Raw genomic sequence first — 21,909 nt, forward strand, 5'->3', positions numbered from 1 at the left:
GACCGACTCGTCCGGCGGGCCCCCGTCGCGGCCGTTGCTCTCGTCGGCCGCCTCCGTGACAGATGGGGCGATGGGGCGATGTGGCGACCGGCCCCGGGTGTGACGGGTCGGGGCCGGTCGCCAGTTGTCACGTGGTCCAGGTCCACTTCTGGTTGTTGCCGCCGTGGCAGGAGTAGATCTGGAGCTTGGTGCCGTTGCCGGTGCCGGCGCCGGTCGCGTCCAGGCACTTGCCGGACTGGACGCCGACGATGGTGCCGTCGGAGTTGACGCGCCACTTCTGGTTGTCGCCGCCCCAGCAGCCGTAGATCTGGACCACGGCGCCGTCACCGGTGCCGCCCGCGTCCAGGCACTTGTTGCCGTAGACCCGGATCTCGCCCGAGGAGGTGGAGGTCCACTGCTGGTTGGTGCCGCCGTGGCAGTCCCACAGGTGCAGCTGGGTGCCGTCGGCGGTGCTGTAGTTGGGCACGTCCACACAACGCCCGGAGGCGACACCCTTGATCATCCCGGAACCGCCGGGCGGGGTCGGCGTCGGCGTCGGAGTCGGTGTGGGGGTCGGCGTGGGAGTGGGGGTCGGCGTGGGAGTGGGGGTCGGTGTCGGGGTGGGTGTGGGGGTCGGGGCGCCGTCAAGACCGAGGAACGAGATGGCGTACGCGAGCTGGCCGTTCATCGGCAGTTGGTGGCCGACACCGGAGATGCTGATGCCCTCGATGGTGGCCTGGGTGCCTGTGGCGCCGTACCGGGTGCGGGTCCACGACGACTGTGGATGGTCGGTGAACGCCGGCGTCTGGCTCAGACCGTGCAGGTTGGTCCACTGCTTGATCTCTTCGCCGAAGTTCGGGTACGCGAGCGTGGTGTCGGTCGTCCCGTGCCACAGCTGCATCCGCGGATAGGGCCCGGAATACCCCGGATACATCGCCCGAGCCTGGTCTCCCCACTGCTGAGCGGTCTTGATCAGGTTTCCGCCCGAGCATTGGCTGTTCCACAGCGATCCGTTGGTGGTCGCGAAGCACCCGGCCGGCACTCCGGAGAACGCGGAGGCCGCCGAGAACACGTCTGGATACTGCGCGGCGAGCACGTTGGTCATCATCGCGCCGGAGGAGAAGCCGCTGACCACGATCCGGTCAGGGTCGACGTTGTAACGCTGGCGGACGTAGGAGACCATCGCCATGATGCCGGTGGAGTCGCCGCCGCCGTCGCGCCTGAGCGCGGCCGGGGTGGACACGTCGAAGCACTTTTCGCTGCGGGTGGCCTCCGGGAGGACCATGATGTAGCCGTACCGGTCCGCCGCCGTGACGTAGTCGTGACCGTTGCCGTTGAAGATCGCGCCGGCGGATCCGCCGCAGTAGTGCACCAGCACCAGCAGTGCCGGGCGGGCCGCGACCCGGTCGGGCACGTAGAGGTACATGTTCAAATTTGTCGGGTTGTTGCCGAAGCCGGTCACCCGGGTCAGCGTCGCTGCGGCGGCGGGGCTGGCCGCCAGGAGCATGCTCACGACCACCAGAGGTAAGGCGGCGGCCGCCAGGATCGCCTTGAGCCTGCGTTTCAACGTCATGTCCTTTCGAGTCAGCGGCGTCGGGCCAGACGTGGCGGCGTCCGACACGGGACCGGGCGGTCTGTTTCCCGTGGCGCATGAGGCACGGGATGTGGCACCTGTACCGACCTCGCTGCGCTCTGATGACCGGACGGTTAGGGCGGGGGTGGCAGGGGAGCTGTTAACGTTAACAAGGTCGGCCGTCCCGTTCCCTTCTCCGCGGTGCTCGGATGTGGTGGTTGGGCGGAGCAAATACGAGTACGGCGGGAGCCGTCAAGGTTCGGCCCACGGCGTCCGGGGGTCCCAGGGTTGCTGGGCTCGCTCATCTGGAGTTTTCCGGGTTCGCCACACCGATCAGGTATGTGTGACGGTGAAAGTTTCATGTCCGGTTCTGTCGTCGTGATCCCCCGTTCGTGCTGGGATGTTACCGAGGTCACGAGCGGACGTCGCCGACTGGTGCCGATAGAAACTCCGAAAAACTAACCGAAAGTTTCGCAAGGTTCTTGACATATTTCGGAGTCGTTTCCACACTGAGTCCTCAGGACGGTCCCCCTGTCGGCCGGCGGTGCGCTGCAGGGGCGTTCCGTCTCACGACGCCTCAGATGTCGTGCGTTCCCGGTGACGGGGCGCGGCGTCGGTCGCGTGGCCGCCCACGCGCGTTCCCCCTTTCCGTGATTGAGTTATGGAGGCTCAGGCATGGACGCAAATGCCTCAACCGCGCCCGAAACCCGGCGACCATCCGGTGCTCTGCGCCGGATTATCGCCACGGCCGCAGTGGGCTTGTTCGGCGCCACGGCTCTGGTGGCGGTGCAGACTCCCGCCGACGCCGCGGCGAGCACGCTGGCAGCGGCGGCCGCGCAGAGCGGGCGGTACTTCGGCACGGCCATCGCCGCCGGCAAGCTCGGTGACTCGACCTACACCACGATCGCGAACCGTGAGTTCAACATGATCACGGCCGAGAACGAGATGAAGATCGACGCCACCGAGCCCAACCGGGGGCAGTTCAACTTCACCCAGGCCGACCGGATCTACAACTGGGCCGTGCAGAACGGCAAGCAGGTCCGCGGCCACACCCTGGCCTGGCACTCCCAGCAGCCGGGCTGGATGCAGTCGCTGTCGGGCGGCTCGCTGCGCCAGGCCATGATCGACCACATCAACGGCGTCATGGCCCACTACAAGGGCAAGATCCCCTACTGGGACGTCGTCAACGAGGCCTACGAGGACGGCAACTCCGGCGCCCGGCGCAACTCCAACCTCCAGCAGACCGGCAACGACTGGATCGAGGTCGCCTTCCGCACCGCGCGGTCCGCCGACCCGGCCGCCAAGCTGTGCTACAACGACTACAACATCGACAACTGGACCTGGGCCAAGACGCAGGGCGTCTACAACATGGTCCGCGACTTCAAGCAGCGCGGCGTGCCGATCGACTGCGTCGGGTTCCAGGGTCACTTCAACAACCAAAGCGCCTACAACCCCAACTTCCGCACCACGCTGCAGAGCTTCGCCGCCCTGGGCGTGGACGTGGCGATCACCGAGCTGGACGTCGAGGGCGCCTCGGCGACCACCTACGCCAACATCGTCAACGACTGCCTGGCGGTCTCCCGCTGCGTCGGCATCACCGTGTGGGGCGTCCGCGACAGCGACTCCTGGCGCTCTAACCAGAACCCGCTGCTGTTCGACGGCAACGGCAACAAGAAGGCCGCCTACACCTCGGTGCTGAACGCGCTCAACGCCGCCAGCCCCAACCCCAACCCGACTCCGACCCCGACTCCGACTCCCACGCCGAACCCGACTCCGACCGTCACCCCGCCGCCTGGTGGTGGAGGTTCCGGGACGATCAGGGGCGCCGGCTCCGGGCGCTGTGTGGACGTGCCGAACTACAGCACCGCCGACGGCACCCAGCTGCAGCTGTGGGACTGCCACGGCGGCACCAACCAGCAGTGGACCTCCACCTCCTCGGGCGAGCTCCGGGTCTACGGCAACAAGTGCCTGGACGCGGGCGGCACCGGTGACGGCGCCGTGGTCCAGATCTACAGCTGCTGGGGCGGCGACAACCAGAAGTGGCGCGTCAACTCCGACGGCACCATCGTCGGCGTTCAGTCCGGCAAGTGCCTGGACGCGACCGGCAACGGCACCGGCAACGGCACCAAGCTCCAGATCTACAGCTGCTGGGGCGGTAGCAACCAGAAGTGGACCCTGACCAGCTGATTCCCCCCGATCGCCTCCGGTTCGGCGTACCGCACCGGAGGCGGTCACCCAGGCGGCTCAGAGCATGAGACCACGCCGCGGCCGAGCCGCGGCGTGGTCCGTTTGGGATCACGCGCTCCATTCCGTCAGGATGCGGGCCTCCTTGCCGGGATCGATGCCATGGCGCAGTGTCCGTGCCCCGAAGCTGCGCCGTTCCTCCGGGACGTCCCTCAGCCACTCCCACGTGTCGTGTACGGTCTCCGACAGCGGGCGGTCGGTTCATGTCCCGTGTCAGCGTGGTTCACCGCCGGCGGGTCTCCCGTGGGCGAACTCGTCAGCCCTCCTCGGCCAACCGAGGATCCCAGCGCGGCGGAACCCTGGCCCGTGCCAGACGGGCTCCGCTCACGGCGGCCAGGTACCACTCGTCGTGCAACTCGTCGACGTGCACCAGGCCACCGCCGCGTTCATGCTCGAGGCGCCAGGTGTGCAGTGCCTCGAAAGCGGCGTTGTCCATGAAGTCGAGGTTCAGATCCAGATCGACCGAGGCCTCGGCCGGGATGGCCGCCAGGGCCGATGTCAGGCGGGGCACGCCGAGAAACGTCAGCGATCCCCGGATGCTCACCCGCCAGACTCCGTCCGCCTGCCGTACGTCCACGGAGACCCAGGCCAGGCGGCGCAGCGCGAGTAGCGCGGCCAGCCCGAGGCCGATCGCGACGCCCTCGGCCAGACCGATCAGCACGACGCCGCCCATGGTCACGAGATAGACCGACACCTCGCGGTGGCCGCGCAGGTTGCGTACATGGCCGAGGTTCACCATCTGCACTCCGATGAACACCAGCAGCGCCGCCAGGGCGGCCATCGGGATCAGCTCCAGCAGCCACGCGAACGCGACGGTGAACAGCAGCACCCACACCCCGTGCAGCACGGTCGACCAGCGGCTGCGCGCGCCCGCCCGGGCGTTGGTGGTGGTCCGCACGACCACCCCCGACAGTGGAAGGCCCCCCAGTGCGCCCGAGACGACGTTGGCGACGCCCTGGGCGGTGAGTTCCCTGTCGAGATCGGCGCGCGGGCCATCGTGGAGCCGGTTGGAGGCGACGCAGGTCAGCAGCGACTCCACTCCGGCGAGGAGGGCCACGAGCAGTACGGCGCCGGCGATGCCGTGCCAGTCGCCTTCCGGAAGCAGCGGCCCCTGGATCGAGGAGAAGCCGTCGCCCACGTCGACCCGGGCCAGATCCAGGCGGAGCAGCGCCGCGGCGGCGGTGGCGATGATCAGGGCGGCGAGCGGCGCGGGAATCGCCCTGAGCCGCGGCGACCGGACCCAGCCGATCAGGACGCCGATCGTCACGAGACCGATCACGACGGCGGCACTGTGGTTGTGCACGATCTGCTCGGGCAGCTCCAAGATGTTCTCCAGGGCGGAACGCTGCGGGGTGCCCCCGAGCACGATGTGGAGTTGCGAGAGCGCGATCACCACGCCGACCCCGGCGAGCATGCCGTGAACGACAGCGGGGGAGACCGCGAGGGCCGCCCTGGCCACCCGGAGGGCGCCCAGCAGCACCTGAACCAGACCGGCCAGCACGGTGATCGCGCAGGTGGCGCGCCAGCCGTAGGTGTGCACCAGGTCTACGACGACCAGGGAGAGACCGGCGGCTGGGCCGCTGACCTGGACGGCGGACCCGCCCAGCGCCCCGGCGACCACACCGCCGACGACGGCGGCGACCAGCCCGGCCGCCAGAGGCGCCCCGGATGCCACCGCGATCCCCAGCGAAAGCGGCACCGCCACCAGTAAGACCACCAGCGAGGCGGGCACGTCATGTCGGAGTATTGCGGCGATGTTCCGGTTTGTAATCACATGGCTACCGTGGGTCATGTGATGACCCTACGGTGTCGATCACCCGGCCTTCAGTCAGCCGACGTCAAAGAATCAGCGGTAATAGTCCGGGTAGTCGGTCTCCGGCTCGTTCCGGTGGCTGCCGCGGTGCGCGGTGGTGGGCTTCGGCGCATCGCCGTACAGCTCGTCGTAGGCGGGGTCCCCGCCGGTGTTCTGCTCCTGCCAGGACGGCGTCGCCGCTTGCCCTGTGCCGTACCCGCCCCGCTGGTCGTGGCCGTAGTAGCTCTGCCCGGAGGGGACGTCGTACCCGGCCGACTCGTACGGCGAGGCCGCCGCGGGGGGACCGGTCACGGTGTCCGACTCGTCTATCGACGCCCAGCCCGCGCTCACCTCGTACGACGCGGACGCCGGCGGCTGCGCCGAGCCGTACGCCGTGCCGTCGCCTGCAGGCGTGGCGGCCGGGTAGCCGTCATAGGCCGGGGGAGCCGCCGGCGGCTGCATCCCGGTCTGGGGCATCTGATAGGTCTCGACCGCCGGCCAGGACGAGGAGACGGCGCGTGGGGGCTCCGGGTCGTCGAGCACGTCGCGGACGCTCGGCCAGCCCGGCGACGTGGTGGTCCCCGGAGCGGGGGCGACCTCGGGGGTCACCGGGGCCACGGGGGTCACCGGGTAGGACGGGCCGGTGTCGGCCGGAGAGAACGGACCGGTCGCGTTGCGGGACAGGTCATAGGCGTCGCCGTGGGAGGCGTCGTACGCGGGCGGCTCGTACGCCGGCGGCCACGGCGATGCCGATCCGGTGCCCGGGGCGGCGGGGGAGGGCGTGGCCTCGAACGGGCCGGTCCCGAGCGGGGCCTCGAAGGAACCGGCGGTGAACGCTCCCGTCGTCGGCATCGGCGCGGATGGACCGGTGATGGGAGCGGAGGGGCCGGTGATCGGGGCGGACGGTGTCTCGAAGGAGCCGCTCGCGCTCGCCTGACCCGTCTCGGCGGCCGCTGCGGCGGAGGAGCGCCGTCCACCGGAGCGAGCGGACCGGGACCCGGAACGCGAGGACCGGCCGCGGGACGGGCCGGTGCCCAGCACGTCCGGTGTCGGCGCGGAGAACGTCACGGTCTTCTGCTCGGCGAGCGCCGAGGCGGAAACGGCCGGGGAGGAGGTGGCGGGGGTCTGCTTGGCCCTGCTCCTGGAGGAGCCGGTCGTGGGCCGGGATGTCTCCACCAGGTCGGCGAGCCCGGCGGGGACCGGACGCTGCGGCAGCGGGACCTGGGCGGTCGCGGCGTTGGGATCGGCGACAGGGGAGGCGGCTGCCGCAGCCTCGGCGTCGGTGGGCTGCTCGACCGGACGCGGGGTGGCCATCCGGGCGGCGATGCTCCCACCGAAGCCGCCATCGTCGGCACGTACGCGAGACCAGTAGTCGTCGTCGTAGTCGTCGTGCTCGCCCCACTCGTCGACGCCGCGCCTGCCGCGCGCTCCGGAGGCGGGGGCGGACTGTTTGCCGCCGCGTTCCGCGGCACGCGCCTGCCGGCCGCCGTGCTGACGGGCGGATCCGGGACGCTGCGGCTTGGATCGCTCGGCAGGCTCCTCGAAGGCGTCGAAACCCGCGGGGAAGCTCTCGAAGAACGTCTCCTCGGCGGGCCGCCGAGGCTTGGGGCCCTTGTTCTCGGCCATCGCCTTGATGCGCTCGGCGGACAGAGCGCTCTCCCTGCGATTCATCGACCGCATGCCCAGCGCCACAACCATCAGCACCAGGAGCACGACGGCGACAAGGCCCGAAATGACCCCTATCATCGCACCACCCTTAAGGCCATGGCCTTCCAGCGGCGCCGGTGAGATCGCGCGGCCATCGACGCGACCTGCCCCCTTAGATCACCTGCGCTCAGCAATTGGAACCGATTCTGCTCGACCACGATGACCGTTGTCACACCCTACGTGAAGATTCGTATAGCACGACTACCTCCGGTGTTCAGCAGGTCACTCGATGGTGGCCGCCGTGAGGCGGCCCCGAGCGATCGTGTGATCGGCGATGTTCTCCAGGGTCTCCGAGAGGGGGGCACCCTGTTGGAGATCGAGGTCTGAGCTGAGGGCGTAGACAGTGAAACGGTAGCTGCCATCGGCCTCGCATGGAGGCGTATAGCCCACTTTTCCACTCGTCGTCTGGCCCTGCTTCGCACCCCTGGGGACGTCGTTCTCGCCGAGTTCGGTGGTGTTCGGATCGATGTTGAACACCACCCAGTGCACCTCCGCGCCGGTGCGGGGGTTGCTGTCGTCCACCACCAGGGCGACCGACTTGGCCCCTGCCGTACCTGACCAGCGGAGTGGTGGATTGCCCTGTCCTCCCTTGCACGAGTAGTCCAGCGGCAGTGGGGCGCCGTCGCGGAACCGCGGGCTCGACACACTGATCAGATCGAGGTTCCTGGGCGTTCCGCCGCCCAGGATCCCGCAGCCCGAAGCGAGCACGGCCATCGCCGTCGTGACGACGGTAACTCGCGTGACCGCTGATGTTCTCGGCGACCCCATGCCCGTTGATGCTACGCGGAATATGCGGGTGCACCGACCGGATGCGCCACAATCGAGGCGTGAGGGGGGCGGAGGCGGATGCGAGCGTGGGCTCCGTCCCTGCGTTGATCAGCGACGATCCCGTCGCGGGCGGCCTGCCGGGCTACCGGCCGGGCACCGGTTGAGGCCGGCACGGATCGGCCGCGCCCTGGGCCGGAGCGGCTCCCGGGCCGTCCGGGAAGGCTCTCCGGGCCGTACGAGCGCGGCCGGGTCATCTCGGTCGACGAGACCGTCGCCGAGGTCCGTCGTGTCGAAGTGATCGTCGTATCAGGAGTGATTGCGGAAGGCGCGGATCGACAGCGGTGCGAACACGATCGCGATCCCCGCGGCCCACAGCAGTGAGGCGGTCGCGCTTGAGGCGACCGGGCCGCCGCCGAGCAGCCCGCGGACCGCGTCGGCGAGGTGGGTGACCGGGTTGATCTCCACCCATCGCTGCAGCCACTCGGGCATCGTCTGCGTCGGCACGAACGCGTTGCTGGTGAAGGTGATCGGCATCATCAGCGAGAACGCCACGATCTGCACCTTCTCCACGCTGGACGCCCGAAGGCCGATGAGCACGGACAGCCACGACATGCCGAGAGCGAACGCCAGCAGCAGGGCCAGCGCGCCGACGACGCCGATCACCCCCGTCTGCACCCGGAATCCGAGGACCATCCCAAGACCGAGGAACAGCGCGAACGCCCACACCTGCTTCAGCGTGTCGGCCACGATCCGGCCGGCGAGGGGGGCGGAACGGGCGATCGGCAGGCTGCGCAGCCGGTCGAAGACGCCCTTGGTGACGTCGCTGTTCAGGCCGATCGCTGTCGTCAGGGTGGCGAACAGCATGTTCTGCACGACCAGGCCCGGCAGCGAGAACTGCAGATAGTCACCGGTCGAGCCCGCGATCGCCCCGCCGAACACATAGGTGAACAGCAGCAGGAACATGATCGGCTGGACGCTGAGGTCGAGCAGCTCCATCGGGTTGTGTTTGATCTGCACCAGGCTCCGCCAGGCCAGCGTCGCCGTATGACGCAGCGCGGCCATCGGGCCGAGCCGCATCGAAGCGACGAGCGGCACGGAGGCCGCCTCCGCCGTCGGGGGAGGGGTGGTGGTCGTCGCGGTCATCTCTTCTCTCCGGTTCTGGCACGTCGTCCGACGCGGTCCATCACGCCGCGACCTCCTCGGCCTCGGCCGCGTCCTCGGCGCGATGACCGGTGAGCGCGAGGAACACCTCGTCGAGGCTCGCCTTGCGCAGCGACAGCTCGGCCGCCACCACACCCAGGTCGTCGAGCCGGCGCACCACGGCGGCCACGACCGCGGGGTCGCGGACCGCGGCCGACACCTGGCCGCCGGACACCTCGGGAACCGCGCCGAGCACCTCCGCGACCACCTGCTCCACCAGGCCGAGACGTGCCGCCTCGGCGGGCCGTACCTCCAGGACCTGGGCCCCGGTGGTGGCCTTGAGCTCGTCGGGGGTGCCGCTCGCGATGACCCTGCCGTGATCGATGACCACGATGTCGTCGGCGAGCTGGTCGGCCTCCTCCAGATACTGCGTGGTGAGCAGCACGGTCACCCCGTCGTCCTGCAGACGTCGCACCACGCCCCAGAGGTCGGTGCGGCTGCGCGGGTCGAGCCCGGTCGTCGGCTCGTCAAGGAACAGCACCTGCGGGCGGCCCACCAGGCTCGCCGCGAGGTCGAGACGGCGGCGCATACCGCCCGAGTAGGTCTTCGCGGCCCGGCCGGCCGCCTCGGTCAGGGCGAAGCGTTCGAGCAGCTCGGCCGCGCGCCGCTTCGCGTCACGCCGCGGCAGGTCGAGCAGCCGGCCGATCATCACGAGGTTCTCCACGCCGGTCAGCGTCTCGTCGACCGCCGCGTACTGCCCCGTGAGGCCGATCAGCGACCGCACCTGGTGCGCCTGCCTGACCACGTCGAAGCCGCCGACCTGCGCCCTGCCCCCGTCCGGGCGCAGCAATGTCGCCAGGATCCGCACCGCGGTGGTCTTTCCCGCGCCGTTCGGCCCCAGGACGCCCAGCAGCCGCCCCCGCGGCACCTCCAGGTCGATCCCATCGAGGGCCCGTGTCTCGCCGTAGCGTTTGACCAGTCCCTCCGCCTGAATCGCGTATGTCATCCCTGTCTCCTTGTCGTTGCCAGCCCAACCCTGGACCATGGCACTGACAATTTCGCCGAGCCCGGCCATCAGCCGCCGGCAGATCGCGCGCGGGCTTTCCGTTTAGGGTGGAAATGTGAGAGGTCAGCGAGCTCCGCTGCGTGATCCGGCCGAACGGGTCTCGCGCCGTGCCATCGTGCTCTGGCTGATCGAGGCCCTGACCGGGTTCGCGCTCCTGGTCGGCGGCGCCGTCCTCGTCGCGAACTGGATCGGGGGCGGCTGGAAGATCGTGCCCGACTGGTTGTCGGGGAACGCCTGGATGCTGCCCGTCGCCGTCGGGGCCGTGATGCTGCCCTTCGTGGTCGTCGAGCCGCTCTGGCGCTATGCCGTACATCGCTGGGAACTGTCTGGAGACGTGGTCTACGCCCGGTCGGGGTGGTTGAGCCGGGAATGGGTTTTCGTGCCCGTGAGCCGCATCCAGACGGTGGACAAGGCACAGGGCTGGTTCGAGCGGGCGCTGGGCCTGGCGACCGTGGAGATCCGCACGGCGTCGCACGCCGGGTCATCGACGATCAAGGGCCTCGACTACGAGGTCGCCGCCCGGCTGGCCGAGGAACTCGCCCGCCGCGCCCAGGAACTCAGGGACGACGCGACGTGACGCTTCCCGATCCCGGCGACCCGCGCCCCGGCCCCGGCTTCGAATCCGGCCCCGGCTCAGACGCGGACCTCGGCTCAGGCGCAGGTCCCGGCCCGGACACAGGCCCGCACACAGGCCCGCACACAGGCCCGCACGCGGGTCCGGGCGCGGGTCCGCACGCGGGTCCGGGCTTCGGCTTCGGCGGAGGTCCCGGCCCCGGAGGGCCCCTGCGCGCGGGCGTCGGGCCGTACGGCGCCCGGCGGCTCAGCCCCCGGGTCCTGCTGATCGACCCGATCCGCCTGCTGCCCTCGCTCCTCCTGCCGCTGGCGGGCGTGCTGATCGCCGGCGGGTTCTCGCCGACCTCGTTCGGCTGGGCGGCGGTGGGCGTGGCGGGGTCGGCGGTGTACGCCGTGATCCGGTGGGCGACGTTCACCTATCACCTCACCGAGGATCGGCTGGAGCTGACCCGGGCCTTCATCGGCCGCTCGGCCAAGACCATCCCGCTGGAACGGATCCGTGGGATCGACATCACCGAGCCGCCGCTCCATCGTCTGCTCGGCCTGGCCGTACTGAAGATCGACACGGGTGCGGGGGGCAGCGAGCAGGAGGGCACGCTCGACGCCGTGACGATGGAGCAGGCCCGTGTGCTCCGTACGGCACTGCTCGCTCGGCGGCCCGTGCCGCCCCCGCCCGAGCAGGCGGCCGGAACCGCCGGCACCGGGCAGGAAGCGGCGGGCCAGGGCGTGGCCGCGCCGGGCGTGACGGCTGTGGCCGGTCCGGAACCCGTCGCGCGGGTGCTCGCCCGGGTGCCGCGCCGGTGGCTCACGTACGGCCCGCTGTCCGGGGCCTATCTGCTGACCCCGTTCGCGCTCGCGGCCGGCGCGGTCGGGCTCGTCTTCCAATGGGGTGAGGAGCTGGGCCTGACCGAACGGTCGGCACGGCAGGCCCTGGAGTGGGTGTGGGCGCACCCCTATCTGCTGATCGCCGTCGCCGCGCTGCTGGTGACGGCCATGCCGATCGCCGGCGCCGTCGCGTACGCGATCTTCAACTGGGATTTCACGCTGCGCGCGCGGGACGGCTACCTGGTGGCCGAGAGAGGCCTGATCACCCGTCGTACGGTCTCACTGGAGCGCCGCCGGATCCGGGGTTACGAGATGACCGAGGCGCTGCTCGAACGCTGGGCCGGGGTGGCGCGGCTGTGGGCCGTGGTCACCGGCCTGGGTGATTCGGCGACCAGGGGGCAGCTGCTGCCCGTGACGCCGAAGGCCTTCGCCTCGAAGGTGGCGGGCGAAGCCGTCGTGCCCTTCGCCACGCCGCTGCGGCCGCATCCGTCCCGGGCCCTGCGGCGCAGGCTGGTGCGGGCCGTCGTGCCGTGGCTGCTGGTCGCCGTGGTGGCGTTCGCGCTGGACTGGGCCGTGGTCGGGGTCGTCGCGCTCGGGCTGGCGGTCCTGGGGGTCCCGCTCGGTCTGGATCGCTACCGGAGCCTCGGGCACGCCTATGACGGCGCCCGGCTGTCGGTCCGGTCGGGTTCGCTGCGCCGGGGGCAGGCCGTGGTCGAGCGCCGCGCCGTCGTCGGCTGGACGATGCGGCAGACCGTGTTCCAGCGGATGGCCGGCCTGATCACCGTGACGGCGGGCGTCGGCGCCGGCAGCGGCGGCTACCCCGCGATCGACACGGGAGAGACCCAGGGTGTCGGCTTCGCCCACGAGGTCACCCCGGACTGGATCCGCCCCTTCCTCAGTGACCTCTCGTAGGGGCGAACCGCGACGAGACCGGTGGCCGGCCGAGGAGAGCCGACGAAGACGGGCGACGGCCCTCGAACGGGGAACCCTCCATGTCAGGCCGTTCCGGTCACGGAGACGACGACCTTGCCGCCCGGGTGGCCCCCGGTGAGGTGGCGGATCGCGTCGGGCGCGGCGGCGAGAGGATAGACACGGTCGATCGCCGGGGTGACGGCGCCGGACTCGACGAGCCGGGTCAGTTCCTCCAGGTGCTCGGCGCGCTCTGTCGAGATGAGCGGGCGAAACCGCTGTCCCGTGAACATCGACAGCAGCGGCATCCGGAGCATGCGTCCCATGCCCCCGGTGAAGCGGTACGCGGTGTGCCCGCCGCCGACGAGGACCAGCGTCCCCCGTGGCGTCAGGGCACGGCGCAGCAGGGACAGCGGCCGGTTTCCGGCGGTGTCGACGACGACGTCGTAACATGGCCCGTCCCGGTCGATCTCCTCGCGGGCGTAGTCGATGACGTCTTCGGCCCCGAGCGACCGGACGAGCCCGGCGTTCGCCGCCCCGCACACGCCGGTGACGCTCCCGCCGGAGGCCCTGGCGATCTGCACGGCGAACGACCCCACGCCTCCCGAGGCGCCGATCACCAGCACCCGCTGTCCCGGCCGTACGCGGGCGCAGTACCGCACGGCCTGCAGCGCCGTCATGCCGGAGACCGGCACGGCGGCGGCCTGCTCGAACGTGAGGCCGGCCGGCTTCGGCGCGAGGCGGTCCTGCCGTGCCCTCGCGTACTCGGCGAACGAGCCGCTCTCGCAGGTGCCGTACACCTCCTGACCTGGCCGGAAGCGGGTGACGCCGGCGCCGACGGCCGTCACCGTCCCGGCGACGTCACGGCCTCTGACCGTGACCTTGGGCCGGCGCAGCCCGAAGCCCGCGACGCGCGCGAGATACGGCTGCCCGGTCATGAGGACCCACACGCCGGGGTCCACCCCGGCGGCGCGGACCTCGACGAGCACCTCCTCGTCACCGATCTCGGGGCGGTCGATGTCGCGTAGGCGGAGCACGTCCGCCGGGCCGTACGCGTCCTGGACGATGGCCTTCATGGCGTCCCTTCCGGGAGGTCTGGGTACTGGAACACGTCGTCGAGCGGCATGCCGAACACCCGGGCGATCCGGAAGGCCATCTCCAGGGAGGGCGAGTATCGGCCCTGCTCGATGGCGATGACGGTCTGCCTGGTCACACCGATGCGTTCGGCCAGCTCGGCCTGGGTCATCTCGTCGTGCGCGAACCGCAGCGCGCGGATGCGGTTGGTCACTCGTGTCGGCTTCACCACTCGGGAAGGCTCCTGCGATAGAAAGCGATCTTGGCGATCCCGCCGAGGAGCGCCGACAGCACGAAGCAGAGGTAGATCACGTTCGCGATCCAGAACCGGTCCCATCCGGCCATGGCCATGAGCATCGCCGCGAGCGCGCCGATGATCACAAACGCCTGGCCGATGTGCTCGCCGAGCCGTCCGATCTCCCTGTCGCGGGCGTCGACGACGCGCGAGGCCCTCGGATTGACGATCGCCATCCCGATCTCGGCCAAAATCGACGCGGCGATGGCCCCGCCGACCGACCACAGCAGGGCGGCGGCGTACGGCGTATCGGGTAACGGCCCTCCGCCCGCCTGGCTGAGGACGGTGATGACGTACGCGGTGTAGGCGAGCATGGCGACGACCAGGCTGATCCAGGCGCGTTTCTCCTCGTGGGCCATGATCGGCACCTTTCGATGTACAAAATCTTTGACATCTCGAAGGTAGCGAATCTTTGACCCGATGTCCAGAATTTTTTACACGACGCCGCGTCGGCCGTCGAGGAGCGGCCGGATGCCGGCACCTTCGCCGATGTGAGCTCGGTGGTGGACGTGGCGACTTCTGTCCGTGACCTCGCGGCTTCCTCTCGCCACGTCACGTCTCACTGAAGACAGACGAGCGACGGCCCGGGAGGCAGGCTCGCGCCCAAGCGGAGCCGGGACACGGTGCCGGCCGTGATTCAGTCCGGCTTGCGGGCGCCGAACATGATCTCGTCCCAGCTGGGGACGGACGCGCGGCGGCGGGATTTGCGCGGACGCGGCTTCGGCACCGGTGGGGCGGGAAGCTCCGTCTTGGCGTCTGCCGCCGGCTCCTTCTTCTGAGGCGTGCCGGGGGTGCCGACGGCGGCCGCGCTGGCGGCGGGAGCGTCCGAGGCGGGACGCGCCGCCGGAACGGTCGGCCGCGGCCGGGGCTTCGGACGCGGCGGCGGCCCGGCCGGAGCGGCGGGCCGATCGGTTGCCGGGACGGCGGCGGCGGCCGGTTTCGGGGCAGGGGCGGGCGCCGGACGTTCGGCCGCGGCCTTGTCCGGCCCGGGATTCGTGGTCGCGGCGGCCTTGTCAGCGGAATCGGAGGCGGCGGACGCGGGCTCGCCGCTCGCCGGGGTGTCGGCCGCGACGGGCGCCGTCTCCGGCGTCCTTTGCACGGTGACGGGCTCCGCCGGCCGCTCGGCCGCGGGTGTGGGGGTCTCGGCGGCGGGCTCGTTCTTCTCGCTCGCGGCCTCGGCGGTCGCCGGCTTCGCGGGGGCCGGGGGTTCCGTGACGGCCGTCGGCTGCGCGGCGGTGGACGTGTCGGCTTCGGACACGGACGCGGCCGGCTCGGGCGTGGCGTCCGGCCGGCGTACGGAATCCTCGGGCGGGGGCGCGGCGGCGTCGTCCGCCGTCGTTTCGGCGTGGACGCCGGCCCCGGGGGCGGCGTCGGGCGGACGGGGGCCGAGGCCCGGCTCGTCATGGCCGGCCTGAGCGACCCTGGGAAGGCCGATCACGGCGCTGCCGCGGTCGGCCGTCTCCTTCCGGCCCTGAGAATCCCGGCCGTGAGAATCCCGGCCGTGCGCCTCATGACCGTGAGAGTCCCGGCCGTGCGCCTCATGGCCGTGAGAATCCCGGACGCGGGAATTCCACTCACGGGCGTCGCGATCCTCCAGGGTGGCCGCGTCCAGTCCGGCGAGCGGGTCGGGCAGACGGAAGGGCACCGGGGTCAGGTCGGACCGGAACGCGGCGGGCGGCTCCACCCGCGGCTCGTGCCGTACGGGGGGCTCGTGCTGCCACGCCGCGGGCGGCTCGCGCCGCGCTGCCGGCTGCTCGTGCCTCGCGGGCGGCTCATGCCGTACGGAAGACTCGGACCGGGCGGCCGCGGGCGCGTCGGGGGGCAGTGAGGGCACCGAGGCCAGCTTGGGGGCGAGCCGGGGCACGAAGGGGCGGACCGTGTCGTCCTGCGCCTTCTCCCTGGCGGAGGTCTCGCCGTGGTCGGCGGCCGACAGGCGCATCGCCTCGTCGTCGTTGGGCGTGATATGGCGGCGGCGGGGGTCGAACAGCCATTCGGCGTGGCGGGTGTGGCCGTTCCAGACGAAGCCGAGCTTCACCCGCCAGAGGTTGTCGTCGCGCTTGCAGGAGTCCCAGTCGATCTCGTCGGCGGGCACGCCGCGCCTGGTCAGCCGCTCGGCGACCAGTTCGCCGAGCGTGGGTCCTGGCGTGGACTCGCCGGGCAGGCGGACGATGATCCGCTGAGCCTGCTGGGCCACGTACTCGCGCTCCTGGAGAACCGGCCCCTCGAACCAGCGGACGCGCTCGACCGGGATGCCGGCGGTCGCCGCGATCTGCTCGGCCGACTCGCCCGCGCGGATGCGCGCCTGGATCTCCTTGGGACGCAGCGGGCTCTCCACTTCGATCTCGTACTGGCCGAGACGGGAGAAGTTGCCGCGGACCGCGGCGCGGAGCCGGTCGTCCACGGGAAGCGTGAACCGCGTGCCCCGCCCGGCCGTGGCCAGTACGAGGTACGTTCCGTCCTCACTTACCGCGACGAGACGGAGCTCCTGCATGCGAGTCCCTTCGTCGTCATGCTGCGTCGTCCCCCGGGCCCTCGAGTCTCTCGTGTGAGCCGGTTGCCTTCCAGCACCGTACCCGGCATGTCCGAACATCGCCTTGCCTGGGGGCGTGGCGGTTGTCGTGACTCCAGTCACTTTTGTCCCGTTCACCTTGCCACAACCAACCGGTGATGAGGGTCCAAGTAGCGAGAGAGAGGGGCATGCCGCCCGGGATGAGGCACGCGCCGTGCCGCGCGGAAGGCTTGCAAGGCTTCCATCCTCGTTGCTCCCTCGGTCGAGTGGCGCGCGGGGCTCGGGCGGACCCGCGCTCCGCGATCTGCCCGTCCGAAGGCCTTGCCCAGGGCAACGTGACGCGCGCGGAACCGGACCCTGGATGTGGACTTTACGCGGCCTTGGCGTCAGCGTCCGGGCGGCGCGCCGAGGATCCGGTCAAGGTAATCGTTGGCGAACAGTCCGTGCGGATCGAGACGATCACGCAACGCGACGAATTCGGCGAATCTCGGATAGACCGTGCCGAGGTAGTCGGCGTCGCGTGTGTGCAGCTTGCCCCAGTGCGGCCGCCCCCGGAGCCTCACCATGATCTCCTCGACGCCCTCGAAGTACGCCGGGTCGGGCGTCGGCCGGTAGACGTGGCAGGCGATGTAGGCCGAGGCCCTGCCGTACGCCGTGGACAGCCAGGCGTCAGCCGGCGGGGCCACCCGCACCTCGATCGGGAAGCCGACCGGCCGGCCCGACCGCTCGACCAGGTCCCGGACCTCGCGCAGGGCCCGGCCGAGGTGCTCGCGCGGGATGGCGTACTCCATCTCCAGGAACCGCACCCTGCGCACGGTGGCGAAGATCTTGTAGGAGGTGTCCACGCACTCCGACGTGCCGAGCGCCTTCGCCGAGATCGTGTTGATCGCCGGGATGACCCGGGGGATCCGGGCGCCGAGCGCGCAGGCCGCGCCGAAGAGCGTGTTCTCCAGGAACTCGTTGTCCAGCCAGCGCCGGAAGGACGACGGCGGCGCGGCCGGTCCCGGGCTGCGGTCGTTCCGCTTGACCAGGCAGGCGTCGGTGTGCGGCAGCCAGTAGAAGTCGAGGTGGTCGGCCTGCCCGGTGAGCTCGTCGAGCGACTCCAGGACGCGGCTGAACCGCATCGGCTCGCGCCGGCCCCGCAGCAGGAACGACGGCTCCACCCGTAGCGTCACGGCGGTGACGACGCCGAGCGCGCCGAGCCCGACACGGGCCGCGTCGAACAGGTCTCCGGCCTCGCCCTCGTCGCCCTCGCGCACGGTCGTGATCGATCCGTCGGCCAGGACCAGTTCCAGCCCGACGACCTGGTCGGCGAGGCCGGCGGCGATCCGCTCGCCGGTGCCGTGCGTGCCGGTCTGTACGGCTCCGGCGATCGTCTGCGCGGTGATGTCCCCCATGTTGGCCAGCGCGAGGCCACGCCGGTCGAGCTCGTCGTTCAGGACGTGCAGCGGGGTGCCCGCCGCGACTTTCACCCACCCGTCGCCCACCTCGATGACACCGGTCAGCGCGGTGGGCCGCAACATGATGCCGTCGGTGAGGGCCACGCCGGTGAACGAGTGCCCGCTGCCGACCATGCGCACCCGCCGCCCGTCGCGTGCGGCGTCCCGTACGGCCTGCGCCACCTCGGCGGCGGAGGCGGGCGTACGGACCTCGGCCGGGGCGGCGGACTGGTTCCGCGACCAGTTGACGAACGCGACCATGATCCTCCCATCAGAATGCGCGTCCCCCGATCGCGAATATGAACACTACTCATAATCGGTGCCGCTGCCTATCGGCGGATTCAGCCGATGCTGCGCTCCTCGACCCGCACGAGCGTGTAACCGGCCGCGCCGACGAGTGCGGCCGTCAGCGCGCAGAGGAGGGAGAAGGCGTAGGCGTTCGCCGTACCGAACAGGTCGGTCAGCCATCCGCCCGCCCACGAGCCGATGGCCACGCCGAACCCGATGGACGTCGAGAGCCAGGCCATGCCCTCGGTGAGCTGCCCGGCCGGGACCATGCGCTCGACCAGTGAGAACCCGGTGATCAGAGTGGGGGAGATCGACAGCCCGGCGAAGAACATCGCGATCGCCATCAGCCGCAGATCGTGCATCAGCAGCACCGGGGCGAGCCCGACGGCGAACAGTCCCAGCCCGCGCAGGAACCGGGTGCGCAGGCTGATCTTCCACGGGCGCGAGCCGTACCACAGCCCGGAGATCATGCTGCCGCCCGAGATGCAGGCGAGCAGGAGGCCCGCCGCGGCCTTGCTGCCCTGCTCGTCGGCGAACGCCACCGTGACCACGTCGATCGAGCCGAAGACACCGCCGACGGCGATGAAGACGACCGACAGCAGAGCCACGCCGGGGATCGCGATCGGCGAGCCGGAATGCGTCCGGCGCCGCGTCACCGGCGGCTCCGTGCCGCGCAGCGCGGAGAAGGCCAGGGTGCCCGTCACGGTGCAGACGATCGCGACGATGAGCCCGACGTACGGATTGACCGCGACGGCCAGCCCCGTCACGAAGGCGGGACCGGTGACGAAGATCAGCTCGTCGATCACGGCCTCGAACGAGAACGCGGTGTGCAGCTTCGACGGATCGTCCCTGAGCGCGTGTGACCAGCGGGCCCGCACCATCGCCCCGAGGGAGGTGGCCGAGACGCCCGTCGCCACGCCGGTCGCGTAGAGCGTCCACTCCGGGGCGTTCGCGTGCGCGCACAGCATCAGGCCGGACAGCGAGGCCGCGTGCGCCAGGGCGAACGGCACCAGCACCTTCGCCTGGCCCACCCGGTCGACGAGGCGGCCGGAGAGGGGGGCCGCGACGGCGAACGCGATCGACACGACGCCCGACACGGCGCCGGCCTTCGCGTACGAGCCGGTCAGCTCTGATATCAAAAGAACGATCCCGATGCCGAGCATCGACATCGGGATCCGGCCAACGAAGCCCGCCAGGACGAAGCCCTTGGCTCCAGGCGTGCCGAACAGCCCGCGGTACGGCCCCACCATCTCGCAACCCCTTCGGCAGCCCGTTACTGCGGGCGATTCCCCCATGCGGGCGCGCGTACGGCTCACCCGGTGCCGACAGTGCCGCGCCTGCTCATCGTGTGGCAAGCGATTTTTCCATCACTGAGGCAAAGGGTTTAACGTGGGGCTGGTGCGACATCTTCCCGGGTCTGTGCCGCTTCGCACCTTTGTGGCCGGACTGGCCGCGGTCATCGCCGCGGTGATCACAACGGGAAGTGTCCTCCTCGTCGCGGGTGGTGAGGGCCGGGCGATCGCGGCCGAGCGCTCCAGGTCTCCGGCGTCGCACGCCCCCACGCCCCGGCCGGACCGCGTCGCGCTGGTGCCCGACGCCACGCTGCCGTCGAGCCGCCCGGTCGTCGGCGGACCTGGAGAACCAGTCGAACCCGGCAAACGCGGCGAAACCGGTATAGGCGCCGGCGTCAAGGCCGCCCCGCCCACCCTGATGGCGATCGCGGCGGCGAAGGTGCCGGCCGGAACACTGCGGAAGATCGCCAAGCTGCCGCATGTGACGAAGGTCGCAGCCGTGGACGGCGGCACCGTCAGCGTCTCGGGTACGGCGCTGCGGCTGCTGGCGGTCGAACCCGCGCGGTTCCGCCCGTGGACCCCGGCGGCGGTGGCACGGCACCCCGATGTGTGGAGCGCGCTCACGGGGGACGAGTTCGTGGCCGATCGCGCCGCGGTCAAACGCCTGGGCATGGTCCTCGGCGCGGAATATCAATTGGACGGCGGGCCTCGGCTGCGGCTGGCCGCCTCGGCCGCACTCGGGCTTCCGGGCATAGACGGCGTGATCGGAAAGGAGCTGGGCAGGCGGCTCGGCCTCGCCGAGGGCGTCGTGGTGCTGATCCGGGGCGACGCCGGCCTGATCGACCGGAGCGGGGTGAGGCGCCTGCTCGGCGGTACGTCCAAGGTCGTCGCCGTCAGATCCGCCGAATCCGCCGAATCCGCGGAAGCCCCGGCGGGAAGGGGGCCGGTCGGGCGGCCGGAGAGCTACCTGGAGCTCTATCAGCGGTCGGCCGGGCTGTGCCCGGGACTGTCGTGGACCGTGCTCGCGGCCATCGGCCAGATCGAGAGCGGTCACGGGCGCAACAACGGGCCGTCCTCCGCCGGCGCCCTCGGACCGATGCAGTTCATGCCGGCGACGTGGAAGGCGTACGGCGTCGACGGCGACGGGGACGGCGAGACCGACGTCTGGAGCGCCTACGACGCCGTGCCGTCCGCCGCCAGTTATCTGTGCGCCAACGGCGCCGGCCGGGGCGGTGAGAAGCTCAGGAAGGCCGTGTGGTTCTACAACCACTCCTGGTCCTATGTCGACCGGGTCCTGTCGCTCGCCGACGCCTACGCCCGCGCCTACTCCTGACACCGGACCCGATCACCGTCTCCGGACCCGATCACTATCTCCGGGTCGATCACCGGCTCGGGGCCGGGCCGCGCCTCGGGCTCGGACAGCAGGTGGCGGGGCACGCCGCCGGCCGCGGCTCGGCCAGCAACTCGCCCACCATCTTGACGAAGCGGGGGTGCGTTCCGGCGGTCGCCGCCCGGGTGAGGGGCAGGCCGAGCTTTCCCGCCATGGCCGCCGCCTCCACGTCGAGGTCGTAGACGACCTCCATGTGATCGGACATGAACCCGATCGGCACCAGCACCACGGCTTCGGTCCCGCCGGCGTGCAGGGCCTCCAGGTGGTCGCAGACATCGGGCTCCAGCCACGGCACCTGCGGCGGGCCGCTGCGGCTCTGCCACACCAGGTCCCACTCGCGCCCGGGCGCCGCCTCGGCCACGACGAGCTCGGCGGTTCCGCGTAGCTGCGCCTCGTACGCACCGCCCGCCGGCCCCGCCGTACGGGCCATGGAGAGCGGGACGCTGTGCGCGGTGAAGACCAGCCGGGCGGCGTCCCGCACGTTCTCGGGGAGCCTGCCGAGGGCCTCCCGGGTGTGGTCGGCCATCGCCGAGACGAAGCCCGGGTGATCGTGGTGGTGCCGCAGCCTGACGATCTCCGGCGCGCCGGGGACGGCGGCGCGAGCCCGCACGATGTCGTCGAGGTACTGCCGGCAGCTCGAATAGGAGCTGTACGCCGACGTGACGAATGCGGCGGCCGTGCGCACCCCGTCGTCCTTCATCCGGCGGACGGTGTCCTCCAGGAAGGGGTGCCAGTTGCGGTTGCCCCAGTAGACGGGAACGTCCACGGACGGCTCCGCGCCCAGCGCGCCGATCAGCTCGCGGCACTGCGCGTTGATCGGGCTGACCCCGCCGAACCTGTGATAGTGCTCGGCCACGTCCAGCAGCCTGTCACGCGGCACATCGCGGCCCCGCACGACGTTCTCCAGGAACGGCATCACGTCCTCAGGCCCCTCCGGACCCCCGAAGGACACGACGAGCAGCGCGTCATAGCCGGCGTCACCGGTGGTGGTGTCCATGGACATCAACCCTATGCGGCCCGGTGGCCGGTGGGGCCAACGGCTTGGG

General features: G+C 71.0%; 16 protein-coding genes and 1 pseudogene. 4 read left to right on the top strand and 13 right to left on the bottom strand.

The features are described from left to right. Positions 1–127: 127 nt before the first annotated feature. A complete protein-coding gene (locus tag ACQP1K_RS09330) occupies positions 128–1,552 on the bottom strand; it encodes an extracellular catalytic domain type 1 short-chain-length polyhydroxyalkanoate depolymerase (RefSeq protein WP_433500465.1) in 1,425 nt (474 codons plus the stop codon). Between the two features lie 753 nt (positions 1,553–2,305). On the opposite strand from ACQP1K_RS09330, the gene ACQP1K_RS09335 reads away from it, so the two are divergent. Next, a complete protein-coding gene (locus tag ACQP1K_RS09335; RefSeq protein ID WP_433500466.1) occupies positions 2,306–3,739 on the top strand; it encodes an endo-1,4-beta-xylanase in 1,434 nt (477 codons plus the stop codon). 340 nt (positions 3,740–4,079) lie between these two features. Here the strand turns inward: ACQP1K_RS09335 and ACQP1K_RS09340 are convergent. The 5 genes and pseudogenes from ACQP1K_RS09340 to ACQP1K_RS09360 form a co-directional block, all read right to left on the bottom strand. Then, positions 4,080–5,588: pseudogene (locus ACQP1K_RS09340) on the bottom strand (SulP family inorganic anion transporter); the annotation flags it as partial. Positions 5,589–5,642: 54 nt separating this feature from the next. Further along, a complete protein-coding gene (locus ACQP1K_RS09345) occupies positions 5,643–7,334 on the bottom strand; it encodes a hypothetical protein (RefSeq protein ID WP_433500467.1) in 1,692 nt (563 codons plus the stop codon). Between the two features lie 183 nt (positions 7,335–7,517). Further along, positions 7,518–8,009 (bottom strand): YbhB/YbcL family Raf kinase inhibitor-like protein, encoded by a 492-nt coding sequence (locus ACQP1K_RS09350; protein ID WP_433500468.1) that lies wholly within the window; start codon positions 8,007–8,009, stop codon positions 7,518–7,520. Positions 8,010–8,369: 360 nt separating this feature from the next. Further along, entirely contained in the window at positions 8,370–9,206 is an 837-nt protein-coding gene (locus ACQP1K_RS09355) for an ABC transporter permease (protein ID WP_433500469.1), read from the bottom strand. A 40-nt stretch (positions 9,207–9,246) separates the two neighbouring features. Next, on the bottom strand, positions 9,247–10,209 hold the full coding sequence (locus tag ACQP1K_RS09360; RefSeq protein WP_433500470.1) for an ATP-binding cassette domain-containing protein: 963 nt from the start codon (positions 10,207–10,209) through the stop codon (positions 9,247–9,249). 115 nt (positions 10,210–10,324) lie between these two features. Here ACQP1K_RS09360 and ACQP1K_RS09365 point away from each other — a divergent pair, with 115 nt between their 5' ends. Continuing rightward, positions 10,325–10,846 carry a PH domain-containing protein gene (locus ACQP1K_RS09365; protein ID WP_433500471.1) on the top strand — a complete coding sequence of 174 codons (522 nt, stop codon included), beginning with the start codon at positions 10,325–10,327 and terminating at the stop codon, positions 10,844–10,846. Then, entirely contained in the window at positions 10,843–12,579 is a 1,737-nt protein-coding gene (locus ACQP1K_RS09370) for a PH domain-containing protein (protein ID WP_433500472.1), read from the top strand. Before ACQP1K_RS09365 ends, ACQP1K_RS09370 begins: the two co-directional genes overlap by 4 nt. An 83-nt stretch (positions 12,580–12,662) precedes the next feature. Here the strand turns inward: ACQP1K_RS09370 and ACQP1K_RS09375 are convergent, their stop codons facing one another. The 6 genes from ACQP1K_RS09375 to ACQP1K_RS09400 all read right to left on the bottom strand — a co-directional run bounded on the left by ACQP1K_RS09375 (position 12,663) and on the right by ACQP1K_RS09400 (position 19,431). Next, entirely contained in the window at positions 12,663–13,652 is a 990-nt protein-coding gene (locus ACQP1K_RS09375) for an NAD(P)-dependent alcohol dehydrogenase (RefSeq protein WP_433500473.1), read from the bottom strand. Continuing rightward, positions 13,649–13,882 carry a helix-turn-helix transcriptional regulator gene (locus ACQP1K_RS09380; RefSeq protein WP_433500474.1) on the bottom strand — a complete coding sequence of 78 codons (234 nt, stop codon included), beginning with the start codon at positions 13,880–13,882 and terminating at the stop codon, positions 13,649–13,651. The genes ACQP1K_RS09375 and ACQP1K_RS09380 overlap by 4 nt, the downstream gene beginning before the upstream one ends. After that, positions 13,876–14,304, bottom strand: a complete 429-nt coding sequence (locus tag ACQP1K_RS09385; protein WP_433500475.1) for a hypothetical protein — start codon at positions 14,302–14,304, stop codon at positions 13,876–13,878. The genes ACQP1K_RS09380 and ACQP1K_RS09385 overlap by 7 nt, the downstream gene beginning before the upstream one ends. Positions 14,305–14,582: 278 nt before the next feature. Beyond that, positions 14,583–16,436: a septation protein SepH gene (gene sepH / locus ACQP1K_RS09390; protein ID WP_433500476.1), complete on the bottom strand. Its 1,854-nt coding sequence runs from the start codon at positions 16,434–16,436 to the stop codon at positions 14,583–14,585. Positions 16,437–16,840: 404 nt separating this feature from the next. Then, positions 16,841–18,154: a D-arabinono-1,4-lactone oxidase gene (locus ACQP1K_RS09395; protein ID WP_433500477.1), complete on the bottom strand. Its 1,314-nt coding sequence runs from the start codon at positions 18,152–18,154 to the stop codon at positions 16,841–16,843. An 80-nt stretch (positions 18,155–18,234) separates the two neighbouring features. Then, positions 18,235–19,431 (bottom strand): MFS transporter, encoded by a 1,197-nt coding sequence (locus ACQP1K_RS09400; RefSeq protein ID WP_433500478.1) that lies wholly within the window; start codon positions 19,429–19,431, stop codon positions 18,235–18,237. A 148-nt stretch (positions 19,432–19,579) separates the two neighbouring features. On the opposite strand from ACQP1K_RS09400, the gene ACQP1K_RS09405 reads away from it, so the two are divergent. Then, a complete protein-coding gene (locus ACQP1K_RS09405; protein WP_433500479.1) occupies positions 19,580–20,806 on the top strand; it encodes a lytic transglycosylase domain-containing protein in 1,227 nt (408 codons plus the stop codon). Between the two features lie 49 nt (positions 20,807–20,855). On the opposite strand, the gene ACQP1K_RS09410 is transcribed toward ACQP1K_RS09405, so the two are convergent. Next, on the bottom strand, positions 20,856–21,860 hold the full coding sequence (locus tag ACQP1K_RS09410; protein ID WP_433500480.1) for a ferrochelatase: 1,005 nt from the start codon (positions 21,858–21,860) through the stop codon (positions 20,856–20,858). Between the last annotated feature and the right edge of the window lie 49 nt (positions 21,861–21,909).

It is taken from the genome of Sphaerimonospora sp. CA-214678, assembly GCF_050942215.1.
GTDB lineage: Bacteria > Actinomycetota > Actinomycetes > Streptosporangiales > Streptosporangiaceae > Sphaerimonospora.